The following is a 23,482-nucleotide window of genomic DNA, read 5'->3' as shown; positions in this document are numbered from 1 at the left end:
CCGCCTGCCGGGCGGCCGGACCACCTGCCATTGGTCGGTGGTCCTCCCCCCATTCGGCAGCGGACGCCGGTCAGGCGCCGCGGCCGAGTGACCCCGCGAAGTCCTCGACGTGCGCCCACAGCTCCTGCGGCGCCTCGAGCTGCGGGGTGTGGCCGCACTCCTCGATGACGACGCCGCGCGAGGAGGGGGCACCGGCGGCCAGGCCCTCCAGCCGCGCCCGGTTGCGGGCGAAGACGGCGGCCGCATCGCGCCCGCCCCAGACGAACAGGACCGGGCAGGCGATCCGCGCGACCTCGAGGGGGATCGTCGTCTGGGCCCGCAGCCGGCGCAGCAGCTCGACCTGCTCGGCGACACGGCGACCCCGCAGGTGGCCGGCCTGCCGCGGGAGGTGCTCGGCGACATCCGGGCTGACCTCGTGCACGGCCAGGCGGCGCACGCCGGCGCGGGCGCCGGCGTGCACGAGGCCTGCCGGCAGCGTCCGCGCGAGCCAGGCGCCGGGGCGCGACCCGACGGCCGCGATCCAGCCCGGATGGTGCAGGCCCGCGGTGGCGACCGGGACGATCCCGGCGAGCCGCCCGTCGTCCTCGATCGCCGTCTGCATCGCGACCATGCCGCCCATCGAATGGCCGACGAGCACGGCGCCCCCGCCGGGACCGGCCGCGCGCTCGGCGGCCGCCCGCGCGACCGCGGTGAAGGAGCCGAGCACCGGGCCGTTCGGTGCGCCCGCCGCGCCGAAGCCCGGCAGGTCGACCGCCACCGCCCGGCGGCCGGCGCGCGCGGCGCGGGCCAGGAGCGGCCGCCAGCTGTCGGCGCTGTCGGAGAAGCCGTGGATCAGCACCAGGGCCGGCCCCGTGCCCGAGACCTCCAGGACGCGGGTGTCGTGCCCGGCGAGCCAGACGCGCCGCACGCCGATCTCCGGGGCCGCGTGGAGCTGGTGGGGTTTTGCGCTCATGTGGCGCCGAGCCTCGCCGCTGACTCCCGCGAGGGCCACCCGCCGTTGGTCGGTGCTAGTCCCCCCATTCGGCATGTGGCACGTCAGCAGGCTGCCCACGAGCATCGGCGCATCAGCTCTCACCTCACAGCCCCGGCCCCTGGGCCCGCCGCTCGCGGCGCCACCCTCGAGGTCGACGACCCCTCGACCGGCACCCCGATCGCCACCGTCGCCACCCACACGGCAGGCGACGTCGGGGCGACCGCGGCCCGGCTGCGGGCGGCGCAGAAGGGGTGGGAGGCCGGCGGTGTCGCGGCCCGCGTCAGCTGGGTCCGGCGGCTGCGCGACTGGCTGCTCGACCACGAGGACCAGCTCACGACGACGCTCCAGCAGGAGACCGGCAAGCCGCGCCGCGAGGCCGCGTTCGAGCTCGCGGTCTGCGTCGACCTCATCAACTACTACGCAGACCACGCGGAGGAGTTCCTCGCCGACGAGCACCCCCGGCCGCACGGCCTGCTCACCGCCGCCTCGCAGCTCACCGTGAGCTACCGGCCGCGCCCGCTCGTCGGCGTCATCTGCCCCTGGAACTTCCCCCTCATCATCGCCCTCGTCGACGCGGTCCCCGCCCTGATCGCCGGCGCTGCCGTACTCGTCAAGCCCTCGGAGTTCACGCCGCTCGCCACCGCCGCCGTCGCCGACGGCTGGCGCGAGGACCTCGGCGCCCCGGACGTGCTCGCGGTCGCGATCGGTGCCGGCGAGGCCGGCGCCGCGATCGTCGAGGAGGTCGACTACGTCCAGTTCACCGGGTCCACGCCGACCGGTCGGCGGATCGGGGCCCGCGCGGCCGAGCGCCTGATCCCCTGCAGCCTCGAGCTCGGCGGCAAGGACGCCATGATCGTCCTCGCCGACGCCGACCTCGACCGCGCGGCGAACGCCGCCGCCTGGGGCGGGCTGTTCAACGCCGGGCAGGCCTGCGTGTCGGTGGAGCGCATCTACGTGGAGGCGCCGGTCCACGACGCGTTCGTCACGCGGCTCACCGCGGCCGTCGCCCGGCTGCGCCAGGGCGGCCCCGGCGACGGCGCCGCCTTCGACGTCGGCGCGATGGCCAACGCCGCGCAGCGGCAGATCGTCGAGCGCCACGTGGCGGACGCGCGGGAGCGCGGCGCCCGCATCGCCGCCGGCGGGCAGGCTCCTGCCCGCCCCGGCTGGTTCTACGAGCCAACGATCCTGCTCGACGTCGACCACGAGATGCTCTGCATGCAGGAGGAGACCTTCGGGCCGCTGCTGCCGGTCATGCGTGTCGCCGATGCCGACGAGGCGGTCCGGCTGGCGAACGACTCGCCGTACGGGCTGTCGGCCAGCGTCTGGACCCGCGACCGCGCGCGCGGCGACGCGCTCGCCCGCCGGCTCGACGTCGGGGCGGTCAACGTCAACGACGTCTTCAAGAACATCTTCACCTTCCCCGTGCCGCAGGCCGGCTGGAAGGCGTCCGGGATCGGCGCGCGCCTCGGCGGCGCCGCAGGCCTGCGAAAGTACAGCCGGGCCCAGGCGATCACCTCGGCGCGCGTCGCGCCCCGGGCGGAGCTCGCCTGGTACCCCTACACCGCAGGGCGGGACCACCTGCTGCGTCGCGTCCTCCGGCTCCTCGGCGCCCGCCGCGGGCGCCGCTTCCGAAAGGCCTGACCGTGCAGCAGCTCAACGCCCACGACGCGATGTTCGCCCACTTCGACAACGAGAACTGGGCGGCGCACGGGGGCATCGTCGGGATCTACGACCCGTCCACGGCGCCCGGGGGGCACGTGCGGTTCCGCGACATCCTCGCTCACCTCGAGCGCCGGCTGGCGTGCTCGCCCGTCTTCCGCCGCCGCCTCGTCCGCGTGCCGCTGGATCTCGACCACCCGTACTGGATCGAGGACGAGCACTTCGACCTCGAGTTCCACGTGCGGCACGTCCGCCTGCCCGAGCCCGCCGACTGGCGCCAGCTCTGCATCCAGATCGCCCGCATCGACGCCCGCCCGCTCGACATGAACCGCCCGCCGTGGGAGATGTGGGTCATCGAGGGCCTCGACCACGTCGAGGGTGTCCCGGCCGGCTCCTACGCGATCTTCACGAAGCTCCACCACGTCGCCGTCGACGGCCACTCGATGCGCGACATCATCAGCGCAATCCACGACCTCACCCCCGAACTCGACGCCACTGCGATCCCCGACTCGTGGCACGGCGAGCGCCGGCCCGGCGCCCGGCAGCTGCTCACGAGGGCCGCGGCGAACAACCTCGTCCACGCACCGCTGCGGGTCGCCCGCGCGGTGGTGCGCTTCGCCCCCGCCGCCCGGCTGCTCCCCGGCGCGGTCCTCGGCAGCCGCGGCTCGAGCGGCGGTCTGCTGCCGCCGGCCGTTCCCCGCACGCGCTTCCAGGCCGAGCTCTCCCCGCACCGCGTCCTCGACGGGCGGACGTTCCCGCTCGCCGAGGTCAAGCGGATGCGCGAGCTCGTCGAGGGCGCCACCGTGAACGACGTCATCGTCAACGCTCGGGATGCAGCAGGCGATATCGGCGACGGGGTCGGCGACGTCGGAGCCGAGGGCGACGAAGAGGAAGGCGATGTCGTTGCCGCCGGTGGACTCCTCGCCCTTGCGCGCACACGAGGTTGTCCGCGGTGCTCTCGCCCTTCGCCTGGAGGTAGGGCGCTCGCCGCGAGCCAGCTCGCGTTCGGCGCGCGGCGGCCGACGTTCAACATCGGCGTCTCGAACGTCCCCGGCCCGCACGTGCCGCTCTACATGAACGGCGCGAAGGCCGAGCGCTTCTTCGGCGTCGCACCGATCTTCAGTGGCACCGGACTCGTATTCGGCGTCTTCAGCTACTGCGGCGTCATCGACGCCTCGTTCGTCAGCTGCCGCCGCATGGTCCCCGACCCCGCGTTCCTCGCGGAGTGCCTGGATGCGGCCTTCGAGGAGCTGCGCACGGCGGTCGGCGTCGCGGCGGGGGCGGTCCCGGCGTGACTGCCCGCCGGCGGGGTACCTGCATCCTCCTCACGCTCGCGACCCTCGCCCTGCCCGCAGCGGCGTCCGCAGCCCCGGCCGGAGATCCGCTGGGGCTGCCCGAGCAGGCAGCGAACATCGCGCTGTCGACCACCCGCGGCGCCGACCTCTCGCCCGGTCTCGAGGCCCAGGTCCTCGCGGCCGCCGCCCGTCAGACCGCAGGCCGCGCGGAGATCGCCTCGCGCGACCCCGAGCGCGCACCGAACCCGAACCCGTGCACCCTCCCGATCCCCGTCTGCGTGGCCGACCCGCGCCTGGACCACTGGGCGGACGGCAAGGGCATCGTCGAGCCCGTGCTGTTCACCGCTCGCGACGGCGCGACGCTCTCCGGCCACGTGTGGGCCACCCGCCGCGGGCCGCGTCACCGCCCGGGGATCGTCATCGTCAACGGCTCGATCGTCGGCTTCGAGCAGGCCTACTGGTGGGCCGCCCAGGCCTTGGCCAAGAGCGGGTACGTCGTCCTCACCTTCGACGCCCAGGGCGAGGGCGCCTCCGACCAGTTCGGTGCGGCGCCGGACCGCTTCGAGAGCCTCATCGCGGGCACGCCGCCCGTCGGCGACGGGGGCCCGTTCTACGACGGCGGCGAGGACGCGCTGGACTTCCTCCTGTCCACGCCCGCGCACCCGTACGTCCCCCGCCCCAGCCGCACGACGGGCACGAGCCACGCGGACAAGCAGCGACGCCGCGTGGCCGCGGGACTCGACGCCGCGAACAACCCGCTGTGGCGGATGCTGGACCCCGGCCGGATCGGCATCGCCGGCCACTCCTACGGCGCCGAGGCCGCCGGCTACCTCGGCCAGGCCGACCCGCGGATCGACGCGGTCGTCGCGTGGGACACCCTCTGCGTCCCGCGAGACTCGACGAGCACCGAGAACGCCGGCCTGTTCACGATCGACCCCGCGAACCCCGCCGGCCTGCTCGGCATCCCGTTCCCGCGCGCGCTGACCGGGCTGCCGCCCGACTGCGTCGGGGCCCCGCCCGGATCCGCCCCCGACGTCCCGCTGACCAAGCCCGCGCTCGGCCTCAGCGGCGACTACCTCCTCGACCCCGCGCCGTTCCTCGAGCGCCCGAACCCGGAGGACAAGGCACAGGCCTCCGTCGCGTATACGAAGGCCGGTGTCGACAGCGCGAACATCGTCGTCCGCGGCGCCAACCACCTGGACTGGTCCTGGGTCGCCTACCCCGTCGGCACGCTGCGCGGCGTCGATCTCGGCGCGTGGTACACCGTCGCCTGGTTCGACAAGTACCTGAAGCACGACCCGACCGCCGACGCCCGCCTGCTGACCGATCGCTGGCGCCACGACGCCCGCGGTGCCGCTCACGACCCCGCCCGTGACGCCAACCTCCTCTCGCGGCTGTACCGCTCGCGGATCGCCATCCACACTCGTGCCGGCCGGGCGGTCGCCTGCGAGGACCTCCGGGCCGGCTGCCGCGCGCTCCGCCCCGCCGCCGACGACTGCGGACCCGCGTTCTATGGCTACCTCCGCGTCGCGACGCACGCCGACGACGGCACGAATCCGAATCTCGGCCCGTGCACCGCCGGTGCCGTCCGGCGACCGTCCCTGACGCTCCTCGGCACCGCGTCGGCCCGGCGCATCATCTCCGCCGGCGGGGTGTCGGTCCGCGTCGGCGGCACCGACGGGCCGCTAACCCGCGTGACGCTCACCCTGCGGACCGCCGGCGGACGGACCGTCGCCTCGGTTCGCCGCGCTCGCCTGGCGCCCGGCGGCAGCGTCCGCCTGCGCCTGCACGGCCATCGGACCGTCTACGCGGGGTCCTACCGGCTGCGGCTGCGGGCCCGTGGCGGATCGCCGTCGCGCGCGGTCGACGTCGCGCGCAGCATCAGGCTGCGGCGCTGAGCCCCGGTGCGTCGCGCATGTCTGCCTGGGGACCCGCACGCTCCCGCCCCGAGCGGCAGCCTCGACGTCGCGCGCCGAACCGGGTCGCCGATCGGTACCTTGGCATGCTGATGGCCGTCCCGTTCTCCTCCGTGTTCGGGGCCCTCGGGGCCGTGGCCGGCCAGACCCGCGCCGTCGCCCGCGAGATCCCCGGCGTCCGTACGCTCGAGGCGCAGGTCGCCGAGGCCGAGCGGGCGCTCGTCCGCGAGCTCAAGCGCCGCCTCGACGGCGTCGACGACCGCCCGTTGGCGGCCCTCGGCGAGGCGCCCGAGCCGGCCTCGCCCGGGCCGCCCCCGAGCCCGGCCGAGACCATGGGCGCGCTGCTGCGCCAGTCGATGAGGAACACCCCGGCCGACAGCCGCCGCGCGCTGCACGGGACGCTGCTGGCGGAGATCGTCCCCGACGAGGCGCGCATCCTGTCCGCGCTGTCGGACGGGTCGGCCTACCCGCTCGTCCACGTCGCCGAGCCGGGCGTCGGCCCGTTCCAGAAGCGCGTCCTGGAGAACGCGTCGAGCGTCGGCCGCGCGGCCGGCGTCGCGCTGCCCGACCGGACCCACATCTACGTCGCGCACCTGCGCCGGCTCGGCCTCGTCGAGACCGGGCCCGAGGACACGTCGATCCGCGACGAGTACGAGCTGCTGCTGAGCGACGCCGCCGTCCGGGCCGCGATCGGCGGCATCTCCCGCGGGCCGCTCGGCCCCCGGATCATCCGCCAGACCGTCCGCCTCTCACCGCTCGGCCGCGAGCTGTGGGACGCGACGACCTGATGGCTCCCGCCGCCTTCCTGCACTTCGGCGAGGACCCGGTGTGGGTGTACGTCTCGATCCCGTTCGCCGCCGCGCTCGTCGGCTGGCTCACGAAGCTCCTCGCCGTCTGGATGATGTTCAACCCCGTTGAGTTCAAGGGCATCCGCCCGATCTTCGGGTGGCAGGGCCAGATCCCGAAGCGCGCGGCGAAGATGGCCGGGATCGCTGTCGACTCGATCACCGCCGAGCTGCTGAAGCCGGAGGAGCTGTTCGATCGCATCGACCCCGACGACCTTGCGCGTGAGCTCGAGGGCCCGCTGCACGATGCGGTCGCGGACATCGTCGAGACGATCATGGTCGAGTATCAGCCGCGGCTGTGGAACACGATGCCGCAGGTCGCGAGGCGCGCGGTGATCGCCAACGTCCAGCGTCGCGCCCCCGAGGCCGCGCGCAACCTCATGGACCAGGTTCGCGAGAACCTCGACCAGGTCTTCGACATCAAGCACATGGTCGTGTCGAACCTCGTCCGCGACAAGCACGCGCTGAACCGCATGTTCAAGACGCTCGGCGACGACGCCTTCGCGTTCATCATCCGGTCCGGGATCTACTTCGGCTTCTACATCGGGCTCATCCAGGCGGCGGTCTTCGGCATCACCGGCCGGCACCTCGTGCTCCCGCTGTTCGGCCTGCTCGTCGGCGGGCTCACCGACTACATCGCCCTGACGATGATCTTCCGCCCCAAGCAGGAGCGGCGGCTGGCGCCGGGCATCCGCTGGCAGGGCCTGTTCCACAACCGCCGCGACAAGGCGACCCGGCTGTACGCGGAGGTCCTCGCGAAGGACATGTTCACGCCGGCCGCCGTCTTCGAGAGCCTCCTGACCGGGCCGATGTCCGACCGCTTCTACGAGCTCATCAACGAGGAGATCGAGCGCACGATCGACCAGCAGGCCGGGCTCGCCGGCCGGTTCGTGTCGATCGCCGTCGGGGGACGCCGCTACCAGGCGATGAAGCAGACGATCGCGACGAAGATCATCGAGCGGCTCCCCGAGACCTCGCAGCACATCGAGGTCTACGCCGCCGAGGCGCTGGACATCGAGAACACGATCGTCGAGAAGATGTCGCAGATGGACGCGGACACGTACGAGAACCTCCTGCGTCCCGTGTTCAAGGACGACGAGTGGATCGTCGTCGCGCTCGGCGCCACGCTGGGCTTCCTGTTCGGCGAACTCCAGGTGCAGCTCATCACCGCGCTGGCCTAAGGCCGCGCCGCCGCGTGCCCGGGGGCGCTGCGGTGGTTCAGGATGCAACGTCAGCCGAAGGTCGCCACGAAGCGTCGTGCTGCTGCCCGAGATCTGGTCAGAGGCCGGTTGGCTATCCCGATCTCGATGACCCTTCCGCGTCGTGTCCTGAGCACAGCGGTGACGCGCCCTCGGTCGACGAAGTACCAGACCTCGTCCTTGTGCCTGACGCCGACGGCGTGACGCAGAGCAGCCGTGAGCCCGGTGACCTTCGCGCCCGGCCTGGCTCCGAGGATCGCTGAGCGAGGGTCCGCGGTGGTGATCAGCACGGCCGTGCCGGCGAGCGACGGCCGTTGGCGATGGCCGAGGGTGCGCACGAGTCGGTAGGGCGCGTAGCCGATCCGGATCCCGGCCCGGCCCGGGCAGAACGTGTCGGTGTGCTTGGTGCTGCGTACCTGATCGCGAGCGAAGCGCCGTCGGGTCGCCGCTCGGGTCTTGCCGAGGCGCGCCGGCCCGATGCCCGCGCCGGAGACGGGCCCGACGGAGTTGGGACACCCGGGCTTGATCGGGTACGCGCCGTTGGTGAACTTCAGGGCCATGAAGCCGTTGTCCTGGCAGGTGACCCAGAGCTGGTCACGGACGAACGCCGGCGGTGAGCTGCACCAGTCGGTGTTGAGGATCGGCAGTGCCCCGCCCACCTGCGGATGCCCGGCAGCGTCGCCTCCGTGGAAGAGGGCTGTCAGCGCGATCACTCCGGGGCCGCCGGCGTGTTCGGAGCCCTTGAGCTCACCGTTCCTGCCGAGCTGGGCCGGCGGATTGAAGTACGCGACTTCTCGCGGGGCGGACGGGTCTCGGATGTCGAACACGCGAACACCGGAGTCGAAGTACCCGCAGGCGATGGTGGTCGGGTCCTGTTGGCGGTCGACGGTGCAGTAGTGACTGTCGTAGGTGAACGGTCCTGTGCCGCCGACGTCGCGCCTGGCCACGTCGATGTTCTGCGGCATCTGGATCTGCAGCTTGAGCTTCGAGATCACCCTTGGCGCCTGTGCGTCGGCGATGTCGATGATCCGGGCGCCGCCCTCGTTGAGCTCGTCGACGAACACGAGGTACGGGTGCGATCCGTAGCTGATCGGGATCGACATCTGGCCGATGCCACCGTCGGTCCAATAGGCGTGGCCGAGCGGCGAGATCGTCGGATGTGCTGCGCGCGATTGGATCGCGGTGACGTCGAAGATCTTCAGGCCGTTGGGCTCGATACCCTGAAACGCGCCGAGGGGCGCCCCCGTGATCGTCTCGGCGAGGTTGCCGACCTGTGCCATGTAGAGGGTGTTGCCGTCCTGGCTGAGCGAGAAGCCGTGGTTGATGATCCCGGTGCTGCCCGTCCATACGATCCTCGGGGCCGACGGATCGCGCACGTCGATCGCGGTGACGACGCCACCCACAAAGCTGCTCACCCAGTAGGTGTTGCCGTCCGGCGACCAGTTGCCCTCGTGGCCGAGCAGCGTGGCGGCGTTGAGATCTGTCGGGACATCCGAACGCTCACCGGAGAAGTGCCGGAGCAGGTCAACGGCCGAGATCGAGCCCAGGAGGCGTGGTCGGCGGCAATCTGTCCGGATGTCGTAGATCTCCACGAAGCCGTCGCCTATGATCGGGCCGCCGAAGGCGGCGGCGAGCAGGCCTCGCTGCGAGTTGACCTTCAGCGACTCCCAGGGTCCCAGCATCGCGGGGCTCGTGAGCGTGCCCGCGAGCGTCGGATGCGCCGTGTCCGAGACGTCGAGCACCTGGACGCCGCGCGACTTCTCGGTGTCCGGCCACCGCGTGGACATGTACGCACATGCGCCGTAGGACTGGCTGACCCAGCTGGAGCCCTCCCCCTGGTACTGACCCACGAGCTTCAGGTTGCACGAATAGCCCTTGCTGCTCCGCCCGTCCAGCCGGTCGGCGAGCGGGACCTGACCATCCAGCCCATTTTCCACGCTCGACCCCGGTCCGCACGTCGCCGGCGCCACTGGCCCCTCGAACACCCTCGCCGGGGAGACGGGTGCGCTCATGGCACCGTCCGGTAGGCCGGAGAACTCGCCGGCCGCGAACCCGTTCTGGGCCGCCGCCGTGCCGACGTCCACGCCCAGCATGAGCAGGGTCGTGGTGACGAGCACGAGCACGGCGCGGACGGGTCGTCGCGGCGAAGCCGGTAACTGCGCATGATGCCCGCCGCCGTGCATGAGCTTCTGACTCATGGGGCCGACACCGTCCAAGGCTCATCATCGACGGCCCCCGCAGAGGCGAACGCGCGCCGCTCGTACTCGGCTCGTGCAGCGGTATCGATCCGGATCAGCAGGTCGGCGCCACCACTCAGGCGCAGCAGCGCCTCGAAGACGCGCCGCGGCAGCAGCCCCTGCAGACGGTCGAGGACCTCGAGCTCGCGCGGCACGTACACGTCGAAGCGACGGCCCTTCACGGCGTTCACGATCGCGTCGGCGACCTGCTCGGGCTCGACCGAGCGCAGGCCGCGGACCGCTCCGCCGCCACTGGCCAGCTCGGTGTTCACGACCGCGGGCATGACGCAGGACACCTCGACACCGCTTCCGCGCAGCTCCGCGCGCAGCGCCTCGCTGACGCCGATCACGTAGTGCTTGGTCCCGCAGTAGGAGCCTCCGCCGGCAAAGCCGATCAGCCCAGCCCCCGACGCCACGTTGACGATATGCCCGTGCCCGCGCGCACGGAACCGGGGGACGGCTTCCTTGATCCCGTACAACGTGCCGTTGACATTGACCTCGTATTGACGGCGGGCAGCCTCGTCGTCCTCCTCCCAGAGCGGCCGGCCGACGAGCATGATCCCAGCGTTGTTGACCAGGACGTCCAGCGGGCCGAGCCGGTCCTCGACCTCATCGAGAAACGCCCGCACCGATGCTCGCGAGGTGACGTCCAGGCGCAACGCGAGGGTGCCGTTGCCGAGTTCCCGCGCGGTCTGCTCGGCCAGTGCGAGGTCCAGGTCGCCGATCGCGACGGCTACGCCCTCGCGGACGAGCGCGGCAGCGGTCGCACGACCGATGCCGCGAGCTGCTCCCGTGACCGCGGCCACCCGGCCGCGTAGCGGTGTCTTGCTGGACTGCATGGTCGACCTCGTCTTCTCGATCTGGATCCGGTGCTGCGGTGTCTCCGAGCCTGGCGGCTCGCCGTGACGCCGACCACGTGCCGAACGTCGGGGGTGGTCCCCCCATTCGGCATGTGGCCACCCGATGGCGGCGAGGTGAGGATCAGCTGATCGGGTCGACGTCCACACCACTGCCGGCACCACTGCCCACGGCACCCGCGAGCGCGCCCACCGCCATGCGCCGCGAGCCGGGTCGCGCCAGCCGCCTGGCCCGCGAGACGGGCGGGATGCTCGCGCTCGGCGGCCGGGTCCTGCGCGCGGCGGTCCGCCCCCCGTACTCCTACGGCGCGGAGTTCGTGACCGAGTTCCGCTTCGCGCTCGGCCGCTCGTGGTTCGCGCTCATCGCCGCCGCGTTCGCGTTCTCCTTCGGGCCCGCCGGGGTGCAGGGCGCGGGGTTCCTCGGGCTGTTCGGCGCGCTCGACCGGCTCGGCGGCCTCTACGAGCTCATCATCGTCCGGGAGTTCGCGCCGTTCGTCACCGCGATCGTCGTCGCCGGCGTCGTCGGCACCGCCCTCTGCGCCGACCTCGGCGCCCGCAAGGTCCGGGAGGAGATCGACGCCCTCGGCGTCCTCGGCGTCGACGTCGTCAAGGGCCTCGTCGTGCCGCGCTTCCTCGTCATCGTGGCCCTTTCGCTCCTGTTCAACGTCCTCGCGCTGCTCGCCGGCGTCGCCGGCGCGACGCTCGTCGAGATCCAGAACCACCAGCCGCTCGGCCCCTTCTTCGCGAACTTCCGCGCCGCGGCGAACGTCACCGAGCTCCTCGGCTCGTACGTCAAGTGCCTCATCTTCGGCGCGACGATCGCGATCGTCTGCTGCTACCAGGGCCTTTCGGTCTCCGGCGGGTCGGAGGGCGTCGGCCGTGCCGTCAACCGCTCGGTCGTCATCAGCTTCCTCGCGATCGGCGCGATCGACTACGTCTACGGGCAGCTGCTGCTCGCCACGCATCCCGGGCTCTCGGAGGTCAGGTGAGCACCGCCCCCCGGCGCCGCGCGGCCGCGCCCGCCTGGCTGACCACCTTCGGCGACGCTGTCGAGTTCGGCGCGCGCGTCACACGCGACACGCTCAGCCGGCGCATGGTCCCCTACCTCGGCGAGACGCTCCGCCAGGCCGGCATCCTCGTCAACGGCTCGCTCGCCGTCCTGCTCGGGCTCTCGCTCGCGCTCGGCCTCGTCCTCGGCATCGAGGGGGTCTACGGGGCGCGGACCGTCGGGGCGCCCGCCGTCGCCGGGGCCTTCGCCGGGCTCGGCAACCTGCGCGAGCTCGTGCCCTACGCGTTCGCGTACATGATGGCCGCGAAGGTCAGCACCGGCTTCGTCGCCGAGCTCGGCACGATGCGCATCTCGGACGAGATCGATGCGCTCGACGTCATGGGGATGAACTCCCGGATGTACCTCGCCTCCACGCGGGTGCTCGCCACGTGGATCGTCTTCCCGTTCATCTACCCGCTCGCCCTCGCCGTCGGGTTCCTCGGGTCCTACATCGCCGTCGTCGTGCAGCTCAAGGAGACGTCGGCGGCCGGGTTCCTCGAGCTCTTCTGGAAGTTCCAGAACCCGACCGACCTGTTGTTCTCCGCGACCAAGGGCGCGCTCATGGCGACGTTCGTCGTCATCGTCGGGTGCTACTACGGCTACAAGGTCCGCGGGGGCCCGGTCGAGGTTGGGCGCGCCGCGGCCCAGTCGATGTTCGTGAACCTCCTCGGGATCCACTTCGTCGGCATCCTCACCAGCGAGCTCTTCTGGGGCGGCAGCCCCCGGCTGCCCATCGGCGGATGACCACCCGCCGCATCACCGTCGCGCTGCTGGCCCTCGCGGTCCTCGCGGTCGCCGTCGTCGTGCTGCGCCCGGGCGGCGCGACGATCGTGCACGCCGAGTTCACCGACGCCGGGCAGCTCGTCGACGGCGCGGTCGTCGCCGTCGCCGGCCACAAGGTCGGGTCGGTCAAGGACATCTCGCTGACTCCGGACGGGCACGCCGACGTCGTGCTCTCGATCGCCGACGCACGGTACGCGCATCTGCGCTCCGGGACGCGCGCCCGCATCCGGGCCAACGGCCAGGCTGGCGTCACCAACCGCTTCGTCGACCTCGTCCCCGGACCCGACACGGCCCCGGCGCTGCCCGCCCCGGTCACCCTCAGGACGAACGTCACGAGCGGCATCGTCGACCTCGATGCCGTCTTCGACACCTTCACGCCCACGCTGCGGCGGGACGTGCAGGCCCTCGTCCGGCACGGCGACGAGCTGTACGCCGGCTCCGGGTCGCGCTACCTCAACGGCGTGCTGGCCAAGCTCAGCCCGGCCCTCGCCGCCACCGCGAACCTCGGCGGCCAGCTGACCACCGAGCGCGGGGCCTTGGAGCGCCTCGTCCAGACCACCGGCGCGACCGCAACCGCTCTCGCAGACCGCCCGCCGGCCCTCGAGGACGCGGTCACCCGCACCGCCCAGCTGTTCACCGCCGTGGCCCGCCGGCGCCGTGCGCTCGGCGACGACATCACCCGGCTGCACGCCGTCCTGCCCCGCGCCACCCGGACGCTCGGCCTCGTCGACCGCGCGACCCCGGCTGTCCGCGCCGCGCTGCGCGCGGTCCCCGCCACCGCCCCGCCGCTCGACCGCCTCCTCCGCGGCCTGCCGACCGCCTCCGCACGGGTCGCGTCGGTCGCCGACCGCCTCGTGGCGCTCGCCCCGGCGCTGCGCGCCACCTTCCGCGGCCTGCGCCCCCTGCAGCGCGACGCGCTCCCCGCCTTCAGGGCCACCGCCCCCGCGCTGACCTCCTCGCTGCCGATCCTCGACGCGCTGCGCGTGTACATGCCCGACCTCGTCCTCGGCGTGTTCGGCGGCCTCGGCGGCGTCGCGTCCGCCAACTACGACGCCCAGGGCCACTACGGCCGCATCATCTTCGTCGGCTCCCCCGAGGTCGCGCCGAGCGGGCTCTTCAGCGCGTTCCCCGGCTTCAAGATCCCCGGAGCGCTCGAGGTGCAGAAGGACGCCATCGCCCCCTGTCCCGGCGGCGGCGCGGCCCCCGCCCCCGACAAGTCCAACGTCTGGGTCCCGACGCCCGGCCTCTGCGACCTGAAGGACAACCACCCGTGAGGCGCGGCGCCGGCATCGTGCTCCTCGCCGTCGCCGTCCTCGTGGTCGTGCTGAGCACCCGCGACGGCAGGGGCGGCACCTACCGCGCCGCCGCGATCTTCGACACCGCCGGCGGGATCTCCCCCGGGAGCGCCGTGAAGATCGCCGGGGTCCGCGTCGGGACCGTCCGCCGCGTGCGGCTGACCCCGGACTTCAAGGCCCGCGTCGAGTTCGACATCGCGCGCGCCTCGGCCCCGCTGCGCGCGGACGCGCGCTGCCAGATCCTCCCCGAGAGCCTCATCAGCGAGAAGTACGTCCAGTGCACCCCGGGCACGGCGCCCGCCGAACTCGCGACCGCCGCGCGCTCGTCGGTCCCCCTGGTCCCGCTGCCCCGGACCACGGTGCCCGTGTCGCTGCAGGACCTCCTCGACGTCTTCGCGGTGCCGACGAGCCAGCGGCTGCAGATCGTGCTCGACGAGCTCGGCCTCGCGACCGCCGGGCGCGGCGCGGACCTCAACGCCATCCTGCGGCGCGCCAACCCGGCCCTCACCCAGGCCGACCGCGTGCTCGGGATCGTCGACGCCCAGCGGGCCACCGTCGCCCAGGCCGTCACGCAGACCGACCGCGTCGTCGCCCGGGTCGCGCACGACGCCCGCTCGGTCACCCGCTTCGTCGACCGGACCGCCGACGTCGCCGCCGTCACCGCCCGTCGCCGGGCTCCGCTGGCCGACGGCGTCCGGCGGCTGCCGCGCCTGCTGCACGCCACCCGGAACGCGCTGCGCACGCTCGACGCCTTCGCCACCCAGGCCACGCCGCTCGCCAGCCGCCTGCGCACCGCCGGCCCCGGCCTGACCGCGGTCAGCCGGCGCCTGGGGCCGTTCGTCGCCGCCGCCGACCCGGCCCTCACCGCCCTCGGGAGCGCCGCGGCCGCCGGGCGCACCACGATCGCGCCGGCGCGCCCCGTGGCCCGTCGCCTGTCACGCCTGGGCGCCGCCGCGGCGCGGCCGAACGTCCTGCTCGAGCAGCTCCTGGCGAGCCTGCGCGACCGTGGCGCGACCGAGTCGCTGCTCACCTTCTTCTACCACGTGGCCGCAACCTCGGGCGCGTACGACAAGCTCAGCCACCTCGTCACCGCGCAGGTCACGGGGTCACCCTGCGTCGTCATCCCGACGACCGAGGGCTGCGACGGCACCTATGGCCACACCGGCGGCGCCGCCACCAAGGCGGCGCCCGCGCAGAAGGGCCGGCGCGCCCGGCCGCAGGCGCCGGGTGCCGCGCCCGCCCCGGCCGCCGCCACGCCGGCGTCCCCCGGCCCGGCGCCGGCGCTCCCCGTCCCCAAGCTCACGCTGCCGAAGCTGCCCCTGCCGAAGATCACCCTCCCGGGCATCACGCCCGGGGACGCCAAGGGCGACAGCGGCCTCGCCGCCTTCCTCCACCACCTCCTCGGATGACCGCGCGACCCGCCGCCACGCGCCGCCGCGCGCCCGACCACCGCGCGCTCGGAGCCGCCGCCCTCGCGGTGATGGCGCTCGTCACGTACATCTCATACCACGCGAGCGACGGCCTGCCGCTGCAGCGCCACTTCCGCCTGTTCGTGCTCGTCACCGACCCGGGCCGCCTCGTCGCGCACGACCCGGTCCGGGTCGGCGGGCTGCGGGTCGGGCAGGTCGCCCGCATCACCGCCGTGCCGGGCGAGGGCACCCGGCCCCCGGCCGCCCGGCTCGAGCTCGCGCTGCAGCCGTCCTTCCACTCCCTGCCGGCCGACACCCGGCTGCGGATCCGCTCCGCCTCCCCGCTCGGCGCCAACTACCTCGAGCTCGAACCGGGCACGAGCGCCGCCCGGCTGCGGTCCGGTGCCACCCTCGCGACCGACCGGACGACCACGAGCGTCCAGGCGACCGACCTGCTGGACATCTTCGACCACGCCACCGCGCGCGCCGTCCAGGCCGGGATCCGCGACACGGCCGCCGGTCTGGCCGGCCGCGGGACGGCGGTCAACGACACGATCGTCGGGGCCGGCGACCTGTTGCCGCCCGCCACCCGCGTGCTCATGACCGCCGGCTCGCCGGGGGCCCGGCTGCCGCGCCTGCTCTCCGCGAGCGGGGCGGCCGCGCAGGCGCTCGGTCCCGTCGGCGAGCCGCTCCGCGGGCTCCTCTCCGGCGCCGCCACCACGATGGCCGCGGTGGGCCGGCCACCGGGCGCCCTCGACCGCGTGATCGTCACCGCCCCCGGGGCCATGGCCACGACCACCCGCGCCGCCGAGCGGCTCACCCCGCCCCTGCGGCGGCTCACGCGCCTGGCCCGCCTGCTGCGGCCGGCCGCCGGCGACGTCGGCCCGACCCTCACCGCGCTCGCGCGCACCCTGACCGCAGGCGTCGCCCCGCTCCGCGCCACCCCGCCCGCCGCCGCCGACCTGCGCGGCACCTTCGCCGCCGTCAGGACCCTGGCCCACGACCCCGACACGAGCGGCACGCTGCGCCGCGCGACCGACGCGATGGCCGCGCTGCGCGACTTCCTGGGCAAGGTCACGCCCGCCCAGGTGCAGTGCAACGTCTTCGGCATCTTCGGCGAGAACGGCAGCTCGGTCATCGGCGGGACCGGGACGCCAGAGCTCGGCTTCGAGCTCATCACCGCCGGCACCCTCGGCGCCGACAACGAGGCCTTCCAGAACAGCCGGCCGGCCGCGAACCTGCACTCGAACGCCGACCCGATCAACGACTACCAGGAGTGCGAGACCGGCAACGAGCCGTACGTGCCCGGTCAGCAGATCCTGAGCAACCCGCCCGGCCGCCAGAGCAACCACACCCGCGTGACCTCACCGCCCGCGGGCGTCCGTGAGCGGCTCGCCGCCGCCGGCCTCCTCACCCCGACCCCGCCCGCCCCATGAGGCTCCGGCGCACGAAGACCCGCAGCCGCGGCCAGGACACGAGGGTGCGCTCGGCTCTGCTCGCGCTCGCCGCGCTCGTCCTGGTCAGCGCGCTGATCTTCACCCCGAAGCTGCCGTTCGGGTCCGACGTCGAGCTCCGCGCCGCCTTCGGCAGCGCGCCCCAGCTGCGGCCGGGGAACCCCGTGCGCATCGCCGGGCTGCAGGTCGGCGAGGTCGCCCACGTCGACTCGGGCCCCCACGGGACGTCGATCGTCACCATGCGCCTGAACGACAAGGCCGGCGCGATCCACCGCGACGCCCGCGTGCGGATCGTCGCGCGGCTCATCCTCGAGGGCAACTTCGCCGTCGCCCTGGACCCGGGGTCGCCCGCCCAGCCGGTCCTCGCCCCCGGCGCGACGATCCCGGCCACGCAGACCCGCGGCCCCGTCCAGCTCGACCAGGCCCTCGACACCTTCGACGCCCCCACGCGGTCATCGCTCACCCACGCCACCGACGCGCTCGCGACCGGCCTCGGCGGCCCCGACGGCCGGACCGGCGCCGACGGCCTCCGCGACGCGAACCGCGAGCTCGACGCCGCGCTCGGAGACCTCACGACCGTGACCCGCGCCGTCGTCGGCCGCCGGCCCGGCGACCTGCAGCACCTCGTCGGCGACGGGGCCCGGATGACCACCCAGCTCGCCGCCGACCCCGCCGCGCTGACCACCGCCGTGACCTCGGCCGAGCGCGTCGCCCACGCGCTTGTCGCCGACGACGGCGCCCTCGGCCAGAGCCTCACCACCGCCCGGGCGCTGCTACGGGCCGCCCCCGCGAACCTCACCCGGATCGACGCCGCCCTCCCGGTCCTGCGCACCTTCACCATCGCGCTGCGACCCGCCCTCCGGGCCGCGCCGCGCGCCCTCGCCGGCGCCTCCCGGCTCGTCACCCAGCTCGCGCGCCTCACCGCGCCCGGTGAGCTCCCCCGGCTCGTGACCGCGGCGAGCCCGCTCGTCCAGCACCTCCCCGGCCTCGAGCGCCGCCTGCGCCCGCTGCTGCGCCAGGTGACCGCCGCCACCTCGTGCATCGGCCGCAACGTCACCCCGACGCTGAAGAAGCAGATCCCCGACGGGCCGCTCTCCAGCGGCCGGCCCGTCTACCAAGACCTCGTCCACGCCTTCGCGAGCGCCTCGGGGGCCAACCCTTCCTTCGACGCCAACGGCAAGGCCCTGCGCATCTCCCCCGCCGCGGGCGAGAAGACCGTCACCGCGCTCCTGCCGAGCCTCGCCGAGACCGTCACCGCCATCTCCCCCGACATCCAGGGGACCGCGCCCCTGTGGCTCGGGCCCGGCGTCAGCCCGCCGTTCCGCCCGGACGCCCCCTGCGCCGAGCAGGCGCTCCCGGACCTCGGCAGCCGCCGCCGGACGGGCGCCCCCCGCTCGTTCAAGACCGTCGGCCCCGCGACCCACGCGACCCCGCCGTCCCTAAAGGCCTTCCGGAGCCTCGTCCAGCGTGTCCAGGCCGCCCACGACCGAGCGAGCGCCGGCCGATGAGCGAACGCCTCCTGGGCCGCCAGTCCCGCGCGATCATCGTGCTCGTCCTCGTCGCGATCGCCGGCGTCGCCACCACGGTCTACATCCTCGCCCACCAGCGCTTCCCCGATCCGCTGGCCGACACGTACGAGCTCTCGGTCCTGCTCCCCGCCGCCGACGGCGTGGACCCGTCGGCCGGCCAGCCCGTGACCGTCGCCGGCGTCCCGGTCGGCACCATCAGCGGCGCCCGCCTCGCCGGCGGCCGCGCCCGGCTGACCCTCACCATCGACCGCGGCCAGCTCCCCCGCGTCTATCGGGACGCGGCCGTGGCCCTGCGCCCGATCACGCCCCTGAAGGACCTCGAGCTCCAGCTCACGCCCGGGACCCCGCAGGCCGGCGCAATCCCGGCCGGCGGCACCATCGCCGCCGCGCACGCCACCTCGCCGGCCGACCTCGGGGACCTGCTCGATGCCCTCGACGCCGACACCCGCGCCTTCCTGCAGACGCTGCTGCGGTCGGTCGCCCAGGGCACCGACGGCCGCGGCCTGGACCTCCGCCGCGCGCTGCGCTCCTTCGGCCCCACGACCGCGCAGGCCCACCGGATCGCCGCGGCCCTGCGCGGGCGCAGCGCCGCCGTGTCGGGCCTCGTGAGCAACCTCGCCGTCCTCACCCGTGCCGCCGGCCACGACCACCGGCTCCAGACCCTCGTGCAAGCAGGCAGCGCCACCCTCCACGCCGTCGCCGGGCACGACGCGGAGCTGCGCCGGGCCGTCGCCCAGCTGCCCGCGACCCTCACCACGGCGCAGCATGCCCTCGACTCCGGCGGCCGCCTGGCCGACGAGCTCACCCCCACCCTGCGCGCCCTGACCCCCGGGGTCCGCGGCCTCCCGGCGACCCTGCGAACGCTCGGGCCGTTCTCAGGCCGCGCCGCCACGACCCTCGCCACGCAGCTGCGCCCGTTCGCCCGCGAGGTCACGCCGCTCGTGGACGACCTGCGACCCGGCATCACGTCGCTCGACGCGGAGGCCCCCGGGCTCACGAACTCGCTGAAGATGACCAACGCCTGGCTCAACGAGCTCGCCTACAACCCGCCTGGCAGCGACGAGGGCTTCCTCCACTGGCTCCCGTGGTCCTTCCACAACCTCAACTCGCTCGGGTCGATCCGCGACGCCCACGGCGTCGTCGGCCGCGCGACCGTCTTCGTCAGCTGCGCCGAGCTGCAGGGCCTCGGCCCCGCCGCCGTCGCGCTCACGCCGGTCCTCAGCGCGACCCCGCTGTGCCCGAAGACCGGAGGCAAGTGATGCAGACCCACGCCCCCCGCTGGCAGACGGTCGTCGGCCTCCTCGTGTTCGCCCTCCTGTGCGGGGGCGCGACGCTCGCCGTGTGGCGGTCGTTCGGCGGCTCGGTGCCGCTGCAGGCCCGCGGCTACCCCTTCTCCGTCGACCTCAAGCAGGCCTCCAACCTCCAGGTCGGCGCCGCCGTCCGCGTCGCCGGCGTCGACGTCGGGCACGTCACGGCCGTCACGCCCGCGGGCCGCGGCGCCCGCGTCACCGCCGAGCTCGAGCGCCGCTACGTTCCGCTCCATGCGGACGCCCACGCGATCCCCCGGCTGAAGTCGCTCCTCGGCGAAGCCTACCTGCAGATGACGCTCGGCACGCCCTCCGCCCCGGCCGTCCCCGACGGCGGCCGGCTCGCCGCCGCCAACGTCGCCGACGTCGCCCGGCTCGACGACGTCCTGGACACGTTCGACCCCGCCACCCGCGCGGGCGTGCGGACGCTCGCCGCCGGCTGGGCCCGCGCGCTCCGCGGCCGCGGCCCGGCCCTCAGCGACGCGCTCGGGAACGCGCCCGGCGCCGCCGGCTCGCTCGCCGACGCGGCGACGGCGCTCGACCACCAGCGCAGCGCCCTGAGCGCGATCATCGACCACGGCGGCGCGGTGCTCGAGGCGGTCGGCCGCCGCCAGGGCGCGGTCCGGGCGCTCATCACCCAGGGCGACGCGGTCTTCGCCGCCACCGCCGCCCGCGACCGCGACCTCACCGGGGTCGTCCGCGACCTCCCGCCGACGCTCGCACAGCTGCGGCGTACCGCCGGGCAGCTCGACCGCAGCGTCCCCGCCCTCGACGCGGCCACGCGCGCACTGGTCCCGCCCGCCCGCGCCCTGCGGCCCGCGCTCACCGCCACCCGCCGCGCCCTCCCGAGCGTGGAGCGCCTGTTCAACGCCGCCACACCGGTCCTGAGGACCGCGCACCGGGGGCTGCCGGCGGCGACGCGCACGGTCCGGCGGAGCGGCCCCACCCTTGCCGCCGCCCACGCCGCGCTGCGCTCGTTCCTGCCCGCGCTCCAGTTCCTCGCCGTCGACCCGAACCTGCTCATCGCCGCGGCGGCCAACCTCGACGATCTGGCCAACCCGTACGTCACCGACCAGAACGGCAACCGGCAGCACTACGCCAAGGCCGTTCCGCTCGTGTGGAACGAGATCGTCGGCGGCCTCTCCAAGCAGCTGCCGAGCAGCCGCCAGAACCCGTACCCGCGGCCCGGCAGCCTCGGCGACCTCGCCCACGGCGGCCTGCGCGCCTGGAGCTGCGACAACGTCCACAACCCCCCGGTCGTTCCGGTCATCCCGCCGGGGACCGGCGCACCGCCGTGCCTCCTCCAGGGCCCGTACGACTATCGCGGGCACGTCGCCTCCTACCCGCGGCTGCTGCCCAGCCCGCCGTGAGGTCCGAACATCGCGAACGCACTGCCGAGGCAGCGGCGGTCGCCGCCACCGGACGGCACCCAGGTGTAGGTGCCGGGCCTGATGCCGACGAAGCGATCGGGGAGGAAGCGATCGGGCTCTGGGTAGATGTCGGGCCGGCGGTGGACCGCGGCGATCACCGGCGCGAGGATCGTGCCAGGAGCAACCGGCGTCTCGTCGTCCAGCTCGAACGGCGCGACCACGGTCCGGAACGTGAAGATCCCGGGCGGCCGCAGCCCGCAGCGTCTCCGCGGCGACCGCGTCGAAGTACGCGTCGTCGCCCGCGTCCGCCGCCACGTCGAGCCGCGCGAGCATCGAGGCGTCGGTGCGGGCGAGAGCGCCGAACCGGGGGGTTCCGCGAGGACATCGAGAGCGGCGTCATCTGCCGCTGGCGACGCCCCGCCACCGGCCTCACGCTCGACGACGTTCCCGTCCGCCACGAGCTCGCCGGCTTCAGCGGCCATTGGCTCGCCGACGCCACCGCTGCCGCGACGGCCGTCCCGGTCGCCGACGGCGTCGACATCCGCGCCGTCCCGGCCCGTGGCTGCTCGTCCTCAAGCTCGAGGCCTTCGCCGATCGCGGCAACGACGACGTCCTCCAAAGCCGCGACCTCGAGGACATCGCCCTGCTCGTCGACGACCGCGACAAACTCGGCGCCGAGTCGCCGCGCTCCCAGCAGACGCTCGACGCTACGCGCGAGGGCGGATCCGGACGCTGCTCACTCACCGCCTGATCGACTACGCCATCGAAGGCGCGCTCGCCGGACCACGCTTACGCTCGCGCTCGACCGCAGTGGCGCGGACCCCGTGGAGGCGTTGACACTTTCGTTGTGAGGGATCAGGCCCCGGACGGGGTCGTCGCGGAGGTGAGCGCGTAGCGCGAGCCGTAGCGGCGATCCCGTCCGGGGCGCCTCGCAGCATGGGCCGCTCAGCCGAAGGAGAAGTCCCGTTGAGCGAGACGAAGAAGTACCGGAAGTTCACTGCGCAGCAGAAGACCGAGATCGTGCTCGCGTCGCTGCGCGGCCATAAGACGATGGCCGAGCTCTGTCGCGCGCACGACATCGCCGACAGCCTCCTTCGCAAGTGGCGTGAGCAGTTCCTCGCCGCCGGCGCCGAGCGGCTGTCGGGCAAGACCCGAACGCACCGAGCTTGACGAGCTGCGCTCGCAGGTCTCAAAGCTCGAGCGCGCGCTCGGCCGCAAGACGATGGACGTCGAGGTCGCGGGGGACTCTTGCGGGGATGGGAGTGAGCATGCGCATCGCCCGTTCCCGCGAGCTCGTCGCGCAAGGCCGCCCCGCTGCCCTGGTTGCCCGCGTTGTGGGGATCAGCCGGCAGGCGATCTACCGACGGCCTGGTCAAGTTCCGAGGCAGCTGATGTCGACGACCCAACAGCGGTTCGGGGCGCCCGCTGCGAAGGCGGGATCAGGAGGTCGTCTACGACTGACTCGGATGCCCGTAACGCGAACGGTCGTGGCACAGACTAGAGGGCGGTCGCGGTCCTGCCCGCGAGATCTGTTACGCGACGTACGGTCGTTGGCGCGAGCCGCGACGGCGCTTACGGGGCCTGCAGACGCTGGCGCTCAGGGCCGCGGGTGATCGGCACCCGCGGCCCCAAGGGAAGGTCAGCCGGTGATGAAGCCCGTCCCGGTGACGGCCTTGAGGATCGCCGACTTGGACTTGGGCCTGTCGAAGGAACCGTTCGGCGAAACGGACTGGCCGGTGAGCTGCGCGATCGCGCCGGCGTGCCGGGCCTCGATCGTGAGGATCGTGGCGGCGGCGCCGAGGTAGGCCGGGTTCTTGATGTTGCCGGCCTGGCCGAGGTACGCGGAGACGCCTGTGTTCTCGAGGACGAACGCCGTGTCGGTGAACTTCTTCTGATCGGTGACCGTGTCCTTGAAGTCGAACGTCGGCGACTTGATCTTGTGCGAGCCGAGGGCCTTGCGCAGGAAGGTCACGTGCGCGGTCTCGTGCTTGCTGATCGTCGTGGCGAGCGCGAACGTCGCCGGATCGGTGAGCGCACCGCTGGCGACGGCCTGCTTGTAGAACGCGGCCTCGAGGTACTCGAGCGTCAGCGCGAACTGGAGGATCTTGACGTCGTTCTTCGCCGACGGCTTGGCCGACGCGATCGCCGGCATGCCGCCCATCAGCACGCCGCCGGCCACCAGCGACCCGCCGGCGTAGATGCTCTTCTTGAAGAAGTCCGAGCGCGTGCTGAAGCCCGCGCGCTCGGCGGCCTCCTGGACGGCGCCGTCGGAATCGATGGTCTCGAGCGTGATCTTGGAACTCATG

At 73.9% G+C, this 23,482-nt stretch carries 20 protein-coding genes; 15 read left to right on the top strand and 5 right to left on the bottom strand.

Annotation, left to right across the window (positions count from 1 at the left end; all coding sequences use genetic code 11):
• Nucleotides 1-70 precede the first annotated feature (70 nt).
• Nucleotides 71-952, bottom strand: coding sequence for an alpha/beta fold hydrolase (locus NBH00_RS10880; protein WP_254573356.1), 882 nt, complete (start codon nucleotides 950-952; stop codon nucleotides 71-73).
• 111 nt (nucleotides 953-1,063) lie between these two features.
• On the opposite strand from NBH00_RS10880, the gene NBH00_RS10875 reads away from it, so the two are divergent.
• The 5 genes from NBH00_RS10875 (at nucleotide 1,064) to NBH00_RS10855 (ending at nucleotide 7,869) form a co-directional block, all read left to right on the top strand.
• Complete coding sequence (locus NBH00_RS10875) at nucleotides 1,064-2,614, top strand: aldehyde dehydrogenase family protein (RefSeq protein WP_437126618.1); 1,551 nt, start codon at nucleotides 1,064-1,066, stop codon at nucleotides 2,612-2,614.
• Nucleotides 2,615-2,616: 2 nt separating this feature from the next.
• Complete coding sequence (locus NBH00_RS10870; RefSeq protein ID WP_254573354.1) at nucleotides 2,617-3,927, top strand: wax ester/triacylglycerol synthase domain-containing protein; 1,311 nt, start codon at nucleotides 2,617-2,619, stop codon at nucleotides 3,925-3,927.
• Nucleotides 3,924-5,825: an alpha/beta hydrolase family protein gene (locus NBH00_RS10865; protein ID WP_254573353.1), complete on the top strand. Its 1,902-nt coding sequence runs from the start codon at nucleotides 3,924-3,926 to the stop codon at nucleotides 5,823-5,825. Before NBH00_RS10870 ends, NBH00_RS10865 begins: the two co-directional genes overlap by 4 nt.
• A gap of 110 nt (nucleotides 5,826-5,935) precedes the next feature.
• On the top strand, nucleotides 5,936-6,631 hold the full coding sequence (locus NBH00_RS10860) for an Abi-alpha family protein (protein WP_254573352.1): 696 nt from the start codon (nucleotides 5,936-5,938) through the stop codon (nucleotides 6,629-6,631).
• Nucleotides 6,631-7,869 (top strand): DUF445 domain-containing protein, encoded by a 1,239-nt coding sequence (locus tag NBH00_RS10855; RefSeq protein ID WP_254573351.1) that lies wholly within the window; start codon nucleotides 6,631-6,633, stop codon nucleotides 7,867-7,869. Before NBH00_RS10860 ends, NBH00_RS10855 begins: the two co-directional genes overlap by 1 nt.
• A gap of 50 nt (nucleotides 7,870-7,919) precedes the next feature.
• Here the strand turns inward: NBH00_RS10855 and NBH00_RS10850 are convergent, their stop codons facing one another.
• Nucleotides 7,920-10,085: an LVIVD repeat-containing protein gene (locus NBH00_RS10850; protein WP_254573350.1), complete on the bottom strand. Its 2,166-nt coding sequence runs from the start codon at nucleotides 10,083-10,085 to the stop codon at nucleotides 7,920-7,922.
• Nucleotides 10,082-10,963, bottom strand: coding sequence for an SDR family oxidoreductase (locus NBH00_RS10845; protein WP_254573349.1), 882 nt, complete (start codon nucleotides 10,961-10,963; stop codon nucleotides 10,082-10,084). Before NBH00_RS10845 ends, NBH00_RS10850 begins: the two co-directional genes overlap by 4 nt.
• A 215-nt stretch (nucleotides 10,964-11,178) precedes the next feature.
• On the opposite strand from NBH00_RS10845, the gene NBH00_RS10840 reads away from it, so the two are divergent.
• Genes NBH00_RS10840 through NBH00_RS10805 form a run of 8 tightly spaced genes read left to right on the top strand, consistent with a single transcriptional unit; the run spans nucleotide 11,179 to nucleotide 21,176 of the window.
• Nucleotides 11,179-11,970, top strand: coding sequence for an MlaE family ABC transporter permease (locus NBH00_RS10840; protein ID WP_254573348.1), 792 nt, complete (start codon nucleotides 11,179-11,181; stop codon nucleotides 11,968-11,970).
• Nucleotides 11,967-12,773 carry an ABC transporter permease gene (locus NBH00_RS10835; protein ID WP_254573347.1) on the top strand — a complete coding sequence of 269 codons (807 nt, stop codon included), beginning with the start codon at nucleotides 11,967-11,969 and terminating at the stop codon, nucleotides 12,771-12,773. The genes NBH00_RS10840 and NBH00_RS10835 overlap by 4 nt, the downstream gene beginning before the upstream one ends.
• Entirely contained in the window at nucleotides 12,770-14,086 is a 1,317-nt protein-coding gene (locus NBH00_RS10830; protein WP_254573346.1) for an MlaD family protein, read from the top strand. The genes NBH00_RS10835 and NBH00_RS10830 overlap by 4 nt, the downstream gene beginning before the upstream one ends.
• Nucleotides 14,083-15,516, top strand: a complete 1,434-nt coding sequence (locus tag NBH00_RS10825) for an MlaD family protein (protein WP_254573345.1) — start codon at nucleotides 14,083-14,085, stop codon at nucleotides 15,514-15,516. Before NBH00_RS10830 ends, NBH00_RS10825 begins: the two co-directional genes overlap by 4 nt.
• Nucleotides 15,513-16,952 (top strand): MlaD family protein, encoded by a 1,440-nt coding sequence (locus NBH00_RS10820; RefSeq protein WP_254573344.1) that lies wholly within the window; start codon nucleotides 15,513-15,515, stop codon nucleotides 16,950-16,952. Before NBH00_RS10825 ends, NBH00_RS10820 begins: the two co-directional genes overlap by 4 nt.
• Complete coding sequence (locus NBH00_RS10815; protein WP_254573343.1) at nucleotides 16,949-18,478, top strand: MlaD family protein; 1,530 nt, start codon at nucleotides 16,949-16,951, stop codon at nucleotides 18,476-18,478. Before NBH00_RS10820 ends, NBH00_RS10815 begins: the two co-directional genes overlap by 4 nt.
• The gene (locus NBH00_RS10810) at nucleotides 18,475-19,758 is read left to right on the top strand and encodes an MlaD family protein (protein ID WP_254573342.1); all 1,284 of its coding nucleotides are present in this window, start codon (nucleotides 18,475-18,477) and stop codon (nucleotides 19,756-19,758) included. The genes NBH00_RS10815 and NBH00_RS10810 overlap by 4 nt, the downstream gene beginning before the upstream one ends.
• On the top strand, nucleotides 19,758-21,176 hold the full coding sequence (locus NBH00_RS10805; protein ID WP_254573341.1) for an MlaD family protein: 1,419 nt from the start codon (nucleotides 19,758-19,760) through the stop codon (nucleotides 21,174-21,176). Before NBH00_RS10810 ends, NBH00_RS10805 begins: the two co-directional genes overlap by 1 nt.
• On the opposite strand, the gene NBH00_RS25235 is transcribed toward NBH00_RS10805, so the two are convergent.
• Complete coding sequence (locus tag NBH00_RS25235) at nucleotides 21,146-21,658, bottom strand: cytochrome P450 (RefSeq protein ID WP_302182732.1); 513 nt, start codon at nucleotides 21,656-21,658, stop codon at nucleotides 21,146-21,148. The genes NBH00_RS10805 and NBH00_RS25235 overlap by 31 nt on opposite strands.
• On the opposite strand from NBH00_RS25235, the gene NBH00_RS10795 reads away from it, so the two are divergent.
• The gene (locus NBH00_RS10795) at nucleotides 21,658-21,927 is read left to right on the top strand and encodes a hypothetical protein (protein ID WP_254573339.1); all 270 of its coding nucleotides are present in this window, start codon (nucleotides 21,658-21,660) and stop codon (nucleotides 21,925-21,927) included. The genes NBH00_RS25235 and NBH00_RS10795 overlap by 1 nt on opposite strands.
• Nucleotides 21,928-22,142: 215 nt before the next feature.
• Nucleotides 22,143-22,346, top strand: coding sequence for a transposase (locus NBH00_RS10790; protein ID WP_254573338.1), 204 nt, complete (start codon nucleotides 22,143-22,145; stop codon nucleotides 22,344-22,346).
• A gap of 469 nt (nucleotides 22,347-22,815) precedes the next feature.
• Here the strand turns inward: NBH00_RS10790 and NBH00_RS10785 are convergent, their stop codons facing one another.
• Nucleotides 22,816-23,481 (bottom strand): ferritin-like domain-containing protein, encoded by a 666-nt coding sequence (locus tag NBH00_RS10785; RefSeq protein ID WP_254573337.1) that lies wholly within the window; start codon nucleotides 23,479-23,481, stop codon nucleotides 22,816-22,818.
• Nucleotide 23,482 lies beyond the last annotated feature (1 nt).

This window comes from Paraconexibacter antarcticus (assembly GCF_024220175.1).
Lineage (GTDB): Bacteria > Actinomycetota > Thermoleophilia > Solirubrobacterales > Solirubrobacteraceae > Paraconexibacter > Paraconexibacter antarcticus.
Note: the sequence above shows the minus strand (reverse complement) of the source record. Positions and strands in the feature narration are given on the sequence as shown.

What these genes read in the sequence shown, in the direction of transcription:
- NBH00_RS10810 (WP_254573342.1), top strand. Translation starts at nt 18,475, where the DNA reads ATGAGCGAACGCCTCCTGGGCCGCCAGTCCCGCGCGATCATCGTGCTC.
- NBH00_RS10820 (WP_254573344.1), top strand. Translation starts at nt 15,513, where the DNA reads ATGACCGCGCGACCCGCCGCCACGCGCCGCCGCGCGCCCGACCACCGC.
- NBH00_RS10830 (WP_254573346.1), top strand. Translation starts at nt 12,770, where the DNA reads ATGACCACCCGCCGCATCACCGTCGCGCTGCTGGCCCTCGCGGTCCTC.
- NBH00_RS10880 (WP_254573356.1), bottom strand. Translation starts at nt 952, where the DNA reads ATGAGCGCAAAACCCCACCAGCTCCACGCGGCCCCGGAGATCGGCGTG.
- NBH00_RS10845 (WP_254573349.1), bottom strand. Translation starts at nt 10,963, where the DNA reads ATGCAGTCCAGCAAGACACCGCTACGCGGCCGGGTGGCCGCGGTCACG.
- NBH00_RS10860 (WP_254573352.1), top strand. Translation starts at nt 5,936, where the DNA reads ATGGCCGTCCCGTTCTCCTCCGTGTTCGGGGCCCTCGGGGCCGTGGCC.
- NBH00_RS10815 (WP_254573343.1), top strand. Translation starts at nt 16,949, where the DNA reads ATGAGGCTCCGGCGCACGAAGACCCGCAGCCGCGGCCAGGACACGAGG.
- NBH00_RS10805 (WP_254573341.1), top strand. Translation starts at nt 19,758, where the DNA reads ATGCAGACCCACGCCCCCCGCTGGCAGACGGTCGTCGGCCTCCTCGTG.
- NBH00_RS10785 (WP_254573337.1), bottom strand. Translation starts at nt 23,481, where the DNA reads ATGAGTTCCAAGATCACGCTCGAGACCATCGATTCCGACGGCGCCGTC.
- NBH00_RS10850 (WP_254573350.1), bottom strand. Translation starts at nt 10,085, where the DNA reads ATGAGTCAGAAGCTCATGCACGGCGGCGGGCATCATGCGCAGTTACCG.
- NBH00_RS25235 (WP_302182732.1), bottom strand. Translation starts at nt 21,658, where the DNA reads ATGGCCGCTGAAGCCGGCGAGCTCGTGGCGGACGGGAACGTCGTCGAG.
- NBH00_RS10855 (WP_254573351.1), top strand. Translation starts at nt 6,631, where the DNA reads ATGGCTCCCGCCGCCTTCCTGCACTTCGGCGAGGACCCGGTGTGGGTG.
- NBH00_RS10840 (WP_254573348.1), top strand. Translation starts at nt 11,179, where the DNA reads ATGCGCCGCGAGCCGGGTCGCGCCAGCCGCCTGGCCCGCGAGACGGGC.